Annotated in this window: 7 protein-coding genes; 5 read left to right on the top strand and 2 right to left on the bottom strand. The window is 49.8% G+C overall.

All coding sequences use genetic code 11. The annotated features are described in order from the left end of the window. The 3 genes from KDK15_RS17750 to KDK15_RS17740 all read left to right on the top strand — a co-directional run. The coding region (locus KDK15_RS17750; RefSeq protein WP_257296726.1) for a hypothetical protein at positions 1-208 on the top strand (208 nt) is incomplete at its 5' end. A gap of 40 nt (positions 209-248) precedes the next feature. Beyond that, on the top strand, positions 249-1,496 hold the full coding sequence (locus KDK15_RS17745; protein WP_257296725.1) for an ankyrin repeat domain-containing protein: 1,248 nt from the start codon (positions 249-251) through the stop codon (positions 1,494-1,496). 16 nt (positions 1,497-1,512) lie between these two features. Continuing rightward, complete coding sequence (locus KDK15_RS17740) at positions 1,513-2,457, top strand: hypothetical protein (RefSeq protein ID WP_257296724.1); 945 nt, start codon at positions 1,513-1,515, stop codon at positions 2,455-2,457. 56 nt (positions 2,458-2,513) lie between these two features. Here KDK15_RS17740 and KDK15_RS17735 read toward each other — a convergent pair whose 3' ends face one another. Further along, positions 2,514-3,623: a S1C family serine protease gene (locus tag KDK15_RS17735; protein WP_257296723.1), complete on the bottom strand. Its 1,110-nt coding sequence runs from the start codon at positions 3,621-3,623 to the stop codon at positions 2,514-2,516. A 92-nt stretch (positions 3,624-3,715) separates the two neighbouring features. On the opposite strand from KDK15_RS17735, the gene KDK15_RS17730 reads away from it, so the two are divergent. Then, positions 3,716-4,504, top strand: a complete 789-nt coding sequence (locus KDK15_RS17730; RefSeq protein ID WP_306800385.1) for a Nif3-like dinuclear metal center hexameric protein — start codon at positions 3,716-3,718, stop codon at positions 4,502-4,504. Between the two features lie 453 nt (positions 4,505-4,957). Continuing rightward, on the top strand, positions 4,958-6,274 hold the full coding sequence (locus KDK15_RS17725; protein WP_257296722.1) for an anaerobic C4-dicarboxylate transporter family protein: 1,317 nt from the start codon (positions 4,958-4,960) through the stop codon (positions 6,272-6,274). Here the strand turns inward: KDK15_RS17725 and KDK15_RS17720 are convergent. Further along, positions 6,255-6,474, bottom strand: a 220-nt coding sequence (locus KDK15_RS17720) for a hypothetical protein (RefSeq protein WP_257296721.1), incomplete at its 5' end; no start/stop codon positions are given. The genes KDK15_RS17725 and KDK15_RS17720 overlap by 20 nt on opposite strands.

The raw sequence follows: 6,474 nt of genomic DNA, 5'->3' as shown, positions 1-6,474 counted from the left end.
GTCACCTCCTCGCATCATTGATGCCCTGCGTGAGCCCTTTAAACCCAAATCGCTGCAGATTTGTGCCCGAAACTGTATTCGTGCCACCCTGATGCGGCCACAGATGACCCCGAAAAAAAACCGGGTAAAACCGTTGTCAATAGAATCTAAACGCTTGCAGTTGCCAAATCCTTTAACCAAATTTGTGTCCAACCCACTGACTCTTTAACGAAATGTTCTCAAGCATCAGACAATGTCTGTATCCCTGGATGGGAAATGACCATCCGCAGGCACCAACCGGGAGTTTACCTGCAAAGCCTTTGCTGTCTCTGCAGCAGCCGGGCACCTCTGCAGACAACAATCCAGGATTTGCCGCAGCTTCGGCAAGTGACCGGAGATTACCGCTATCGACGGACGACAAACTGGCATCAGTCGTCAGATATGGTGACCTGCCAGCCATCAACCACCAGCTGCTTGATGCTGCCTGGCATGGCAGTTATGACGCCGTCAAAGCCTTGCTTGACCGGGGAGCAGACCCGAAAATCTGTGACAGCGGTCACTTTACTGCGCTGCATTTTGCCACAAGGAACAGCAACGAACAGACCGGCATGCTCCTGAACTGCCTGCTGAATCACGGCGCCGATCTCAATGCTTTAACTGCACTGAACCGTACCCCCCTGCAATGTGCCGTTATCTGTGGCAATCTTTCGGCTGTAAGCACTCTGTTGGAGCGCGGTGCTGATCCCGATATACCTGACCAGTTCGGTTTTACCCCACTCAATAAAGCCGCGGCACAAGGGGAACGCCAAATAGTTGACAAGTTGCTGGCTCACAATGCCAACCCCGACAAGTCTGGCGTCTGGACCTTGAACCCACTTTACAAGGCACTAGTTAAACAACATACCGATATTGTCCATACACTGTTGGCCCACGGTGCCAATCCCGATCCGGACCTGTGCAACACTTCTGGCCGAACCATGTTGAATTGTCTGGTAGAAAAACTGCGCCCTGTTGCTGAGGTCAGGCTGATGCTGGCCAACGGTGCTGATCCCAATACTTGCAGCAATTCTGGCCAGACCACGCTGAATTTTGTGGTAAACAGAGAGGATGGCTGCGCTGTCCAGCTGCTCAAGCTCTTGCTGGCTAACGGCGCTGACCCCAATGCCCACGGTGAAGATGGCGATACACCGCTGCATGTGGGGGTAGCGAATGACAACTTAGAATTTGTCAGGATTCTGATGGACAATGGTGCCAATCCCAGTGTTCGTAACCAGCTGGGCCGAACAGCGCTGAAGAGTGCTGAACGTGGAGGGGCCGCCCCCGAAATAATCGATTCCCTGCGCAATCATATACCCGTTTATCAACCCGGATCGCTTAAGGTCTGTGCCCGAACTTGTATTCGTCAACGCCTGGTGAAAAATCGGACATTGTTGGCAGATATGCTGTCAACAGACTCTGACTGTCTGCCACTGAAGGATTCCTTAAAAGCTTTTGTTTACAACCCGCTGACGATTTAACCGGTGTTTTTCAAGATTGCTGCGTTTCCACAGCCAGCCAGTTGCGGAAACCAAAGCAGGCAGGATAATTGTTGAACTTTTGTCTGAATTGGAAGTCAAATATCTTAACTCCGACAGGATTGTTGGTGTAAATCAAAATAATAAAGCGTATCTAATTCTGGGAGATATCATTATGTATGCAAGTAGTGGCCGCATTCCCAGCATTTCTTGGTGCAATAAACTGGATGATGAATTTCTGAAGCTCAATAATAATCCTGTTTTCAATCCCGATGATGCTAAGGTGGCCGTTCTGAAAACCGGTTGTAAAACTCGTATCCTGACTGTCTCCAGTCAAAGTGACAACTGGTTAGTTCACAAACCAGGTGACACCCAAAACATATCCCTGACTCAAAGGCTTCCGCTTTGTGGAAAATTGGTCAAGATCAAAGATTGCGACTGCTACGTCCATCTATTCTCTATTTGCAATGCTCGCAATGATGCGGAAGTAGTAGAAAAGAAGCTTGGCTCACAAGCAGGAGCACTCAAAGCATTAGAAGGTCATTATGCAGTTATCACAACGTTTTACCCAGTCACTCCCAGCGTTGGCGATAAATCACAAGACCATAATGTGCCATTAAAACCGGGTTTTCAGCAGCAACGACTGGAATATGTTTATTGCTCCGAACACCGGGATACCCCCCTTGAAGTGATTAGCAATTCATCGCTTGAGATCCGTACAAGAAAATTGGGTTCGCGAGATGTGAAGTACATAAAGCTTAACACTGAGAGACCCCTGTATTCCCATGGGATTAACCTGACATCATACTTTAAAGCTGTCTATCACAAAGACCAACCCAAGGCTCAGGGATTCAGGCAAATGCCAGGCATTGACCCGTTTTCAGACAACGGCACCTATCACAGTGGTTACTGCTTCGGTGGCAATATGGGTAATTCCGGAGGCGGCTCGTATTTTCGGAATTAGGCTTACCATGCTGTGAAAATTCCTGATACAGGTATAAACCGGCTAGTCCAGCACATTCAGTTAACAATGGTCGGCCTTGTCGTTGCCTGTGCGGTTAACTCAATCGCTTCCCCATTCCTCAACACCTGCATGGTCATCTGTTGGCCCGGTGGAATACGGGCCACCATATTCATTACCTTGCGACCATCCCGTGTGCTCTGGCCATTGATGCCGGTAAGAATATCACCACGTCTCAAACCCGCCTGGTCGGCAGGACCATCTTCATAAACCCCGGTAATTAAAATGCCAACTTTCGTACTGATGCCATAGGCTTCTGCCAGTGCAGAGCTCAGTGCCTGCGATTCAATACCCAGCCAGCCCCGAATCACACGGCCATATTTAATGATGGAGTCCATTACAAAGCGGGCCATATTGGAAGGAATCACAAAGCCTACCCCTTCACTGCCACCACCACGGGAAAACAATAGCGTGCTGATGCCAATCAGATCACCATAGGCATTGACCAGGGCACCACCGGAGTTGCCGATATTGATGGCGGCATCGGTCTGGATAAAGTCTTCATAGGTATTCAGTTGCAGGTCATTACGGCCGGTGGCGCTGATAATGCCCATGGTCACCGTCTGTCCCAGTCCAAATGGGTTGCCAATGGCCAGCACCACATCACCGATTTCTGCGCTGCCAGAGTCCACCAGGTCCAGATAAGGCAAATCCTTCAGGTTGACTTTCAACACAGCAAGATCACTTTCCGGGTCGGTGCCAATAATGCTGGCTTTGACTTCCCGGCCATCGCGCAAAGTAATCGTCAGCCTGGCTGCATGTTGAATCACATGATGATTGGTCAGGATATAACCTTCAGGATCGACAATAACGCCGGAACCTTCCGGGGTGTTGCGGGCATGGGTTCTATGTGGTAGGGGCAGGTTGCTGTCACCACGCTGTGACAGAGTGCTTGTGGAGATACTGACCACCGCCGGTGCTGCCTTTTTCACGGCATCACTGTAGGAAACCTGCCCGGTGAAATTGAACACTCTGGTGGATTGTTCAATGAAGCGGTTGCGGGATTTTTCTGAAATACCACCGAACTCTGGCTTGATCAGCAGAACTGTGATCGCGGTGAATAGCCCGATCAGGGTGGGTAAGCCAACCGACTTAAGCAGTTTTTTCATTCGCAGCCCATGGGAATTGCCGTGATGTGATTATAATGAGGTCAACAAAATACGATTCTTAATATACAGCGATGTAAGGATGGAGAGAACCGATGGCGCCGACATCACAAGATATGACATTAAAAGAAATGGTGGCATTACTGGATCAGGAGTTACAGCCCGGTCTGTTCAAAGACTACTGTCCCAATGGTATTCAAGTCGAAGCCAGCAGAGGCGCAGACTCGCCGATAAAGAAAATCGTCACGGGGGTTACCGCCTGTCAGGCGCTGATTGACCGGGCCATTGAACTGAAGGCTGATGCCATTCTGGTTCATCATGGCTATTTCTGGCGTGGTGAAGATGCGGTGATTACCGGCAGCAAACGTCGGCGCATTGAAACGCTGCTGGCGAACCATATCAGCCTGGTTGCCTATCATTTACCACTGGATGCCCATCCGGTGTTTGGCAATAACGTGGAGCTTGCCCGCTTAATGGGTTGGGATGTCGTGGGTGGCATGGAGCCGGGAGCCAAATTACCGGTTGGTAACTGGGGAACAACTGGGCGAAAACTGTCGCTGGATGAGTTGAGTCAGGAAATTTCCAGCAAGCTTGGGCGCGATCCACTGGTGATTGCCGGAGGAAACCACTCCATCAAAACCATCGCCTGGTGTACCGGGGCCGCTCAAAGCATGATTGATAAGGCCTTGAACCTGGGGGTGGATGCTTTTGTCAGTGGTGAGATTTCAGAGTCAACGGTGCATTTTGCCAGGGAAAATGGCATTCATTATATCAGCGCTGGTCATCATGCTACCGAGCGTTATGGCGTTCAGGCACTGGCTCGCTGGCTGTATGATGAAACGGGCATTGAGCATGAGTTTGTCGATATAGATTCTCCGGTATAACTTTTCTTTTATTACCTGCTTAAAAGTGGCCTGTTCATCACTCCTTTATTAATTTTTTGTTGTATTTTTAGAAAAATCAGGTCATTTATTCTTCTTTGATTACCGTTGACAGGCAAATTTACTAATTATTTAAACGAAGTTGAAAATGTTGCTGTAAGTCAATCTGTATAAAAAATAACTCTCGTACACTTGCCCTCACTTTTTCCTCTGCCTCTCTGCTACCAGGATTCTGTGTTGAAAATATGTTGCCCTGTTGTGGCGGCATTAAATTGGGCTGAAAATCCGATTTTGTTCGTTACATAGCTTGCTATTCACCTTGCAAAACCGATTTTTTATCCTCGATTAATGGCACAGTTTTCTCTCAGCTCTCACAGCCTAAGGGACTTCCCACAGCAGCGAGGCAGTTTTGTCTTGTAGTTTTGGACAGCATTTTTGCGTTGTTTGGGGGTAATTATGATCTTGCTGCAGTTGGCCATTGTGATTCTGTGCATACTGATTGGTGCACGTATCGGGGGGATCGGTCTTGGTTTGATGGGGGGAGTGGGTCTTGCCATTCTCTCTTTTGTTTTCGGTATTCAGCCGACCTCCCCACCGATTGATGTAATGCTGATGATTCTGGCTGTGATTTCTGCTGCCGCCTGTATGCAGGCTGCCGGAGGTATGGACTACCTGGTACAGCTGGCTGAACGTATTCTCAGAAGAAATCCAAAGCGTATTACCTTTATTGCACCGGCGGTGACTTACTTCTTCACCATGTTTGCCGGTACTGGTCACGTCGCTTACTCTGTGCTGCCCGTGATTGCCGAAGTTGCCCGCCGTACGGGTGTTCGCCCGGAGCGGCCTATGTCCATGGCGGTCATCGCCTCTCAGGTGGGTATTGTTGCCAGCCCGATTGCGGCTGCCACCGTTGCCATGCTGACTATTGTTTCGACAAAGTATGACATTACCCTGGGACAGATTTTGGGCACCACGATTCCGGCAACCATGGTTGGCCTGTTCCTCGCTGCCCTGGTGACCAATAAGCTGGGTAAAGAGCTGAAGGATGACCCTGAATTTCAGCGCCGTATGCAAGACCCGGAGTTTCGACGCAAGATGGAAGAAACCACCACGGTTTCTGTTGCTGAACTGAAGCCAGGCGCGAAAACCTCCGTTCTGCTGTTCCTGTCAGGTGCCGTTATGGTGGTTGTGATGGGAGCTATTCCTGCTTTACGTCCTCAGTTCAATGGCTCTGCCATGCCCATGGCGCACACCATTGAAATCATCATGCTGGTGGTATCTGCACTGATTGTATGGCTGGGTAAAGCTGATGTTGGTGAAGCAAGCCGTGGTGATGTATTCCTCGCCGGTATGCGTGCAATTATTGCTATCTTCGGGATTGCCTGGCTGGGCGACAGCTTTTTCGCTGCCCACGATGTGCTGCTCAAAGGCAGTATCTCAGATCTGGTTCATAGTGCTCCATGGGCATTTGCCATCGCACTGTTTATTCTGTCTGTGATGGTTAATAGCCAGGGCGCGACCACGTCGACACTGATGCCTCTGGGTGTGGCTCTTGGTTTGCCAGCAGCGTCTCTGGTCGCTATGTTCCCGGCCGTTAACGGTTACTTTTTTGTCCCTAACTACGGTCCGATCATTGCCTCTATCGACTTTGACAGCACTGGCACGACCCGCATTGGTAAGTATGTGTTTAACCACAGTTTTATGCTGCCAGGTCTGATGGCGATTGTGTTCTCTGTGGTGGCCGGTTTTGTTTTCAGCAGCATTCTGCTGTAAAGATAATGGCGCACTGATAGAACGGAGTTTCAGGGCCTGCTGGTGCGCTAAGGAATTGTCCCGGAATTAAGTTCCGTATTTGACAGAGACTTGTTAAGCTCGCTGGCCGCTGGCTACTGGCCGCAAAAGCAAAGGTGGCCTGCCCTTTTCGGGCAGCGGGTGGCGGGAAGCGGGCAGCGCTTACTGAAATGTCGAAGTTA

The organism is Endozoicomonas sp. YOMI1 (assembly GCF_024606345.1).
Taxonomy (GTDB): Bacteria; Pseudomonadota; Gammaproteobacteria; order Pseudomonadales; family Endozoicomonadaceae; genus Endozoicomonas.
The sequence above is the reverse complement of the archived record's forward strand: the minus strand, read 5'-3'. Positions and strand labels throughout refer to the sequence as shown.

What these genes read in the sequence shown, in the direction of transcription:
- KDK15_RS17745 (WP_257296725.1), top strand. Translation starts at nt 249, where the DNA reads ATGGGAAATGACCATCCGCAGGCACCAACCGGGAGTTTACCTGCAAAG.
- KDK15_RS17735 (WP_257296723.1), bottom strand. Translation starts at nt 3,623, where the DNA reads ATGAAAAAACTGCTTAAGTCGGTTGGCTTACCCACCCTGATCGGGCTA.
- KDK15_RS17730 (WP_306800385.1), top strand. Translation starts at nt 3,716, where the DNA reads ATGGCGCCGACATCACAAGATATGACATTAAAAGAAATGGTGGCATTA.
- KDK15_RS17725 (WP_257296722.1), top strand. Translation starts at nt 4,958, where the DNA reads ATGATCTTGCTGCAGTTGGCCATTGTGATTCTGTGCATACTGATTGGT.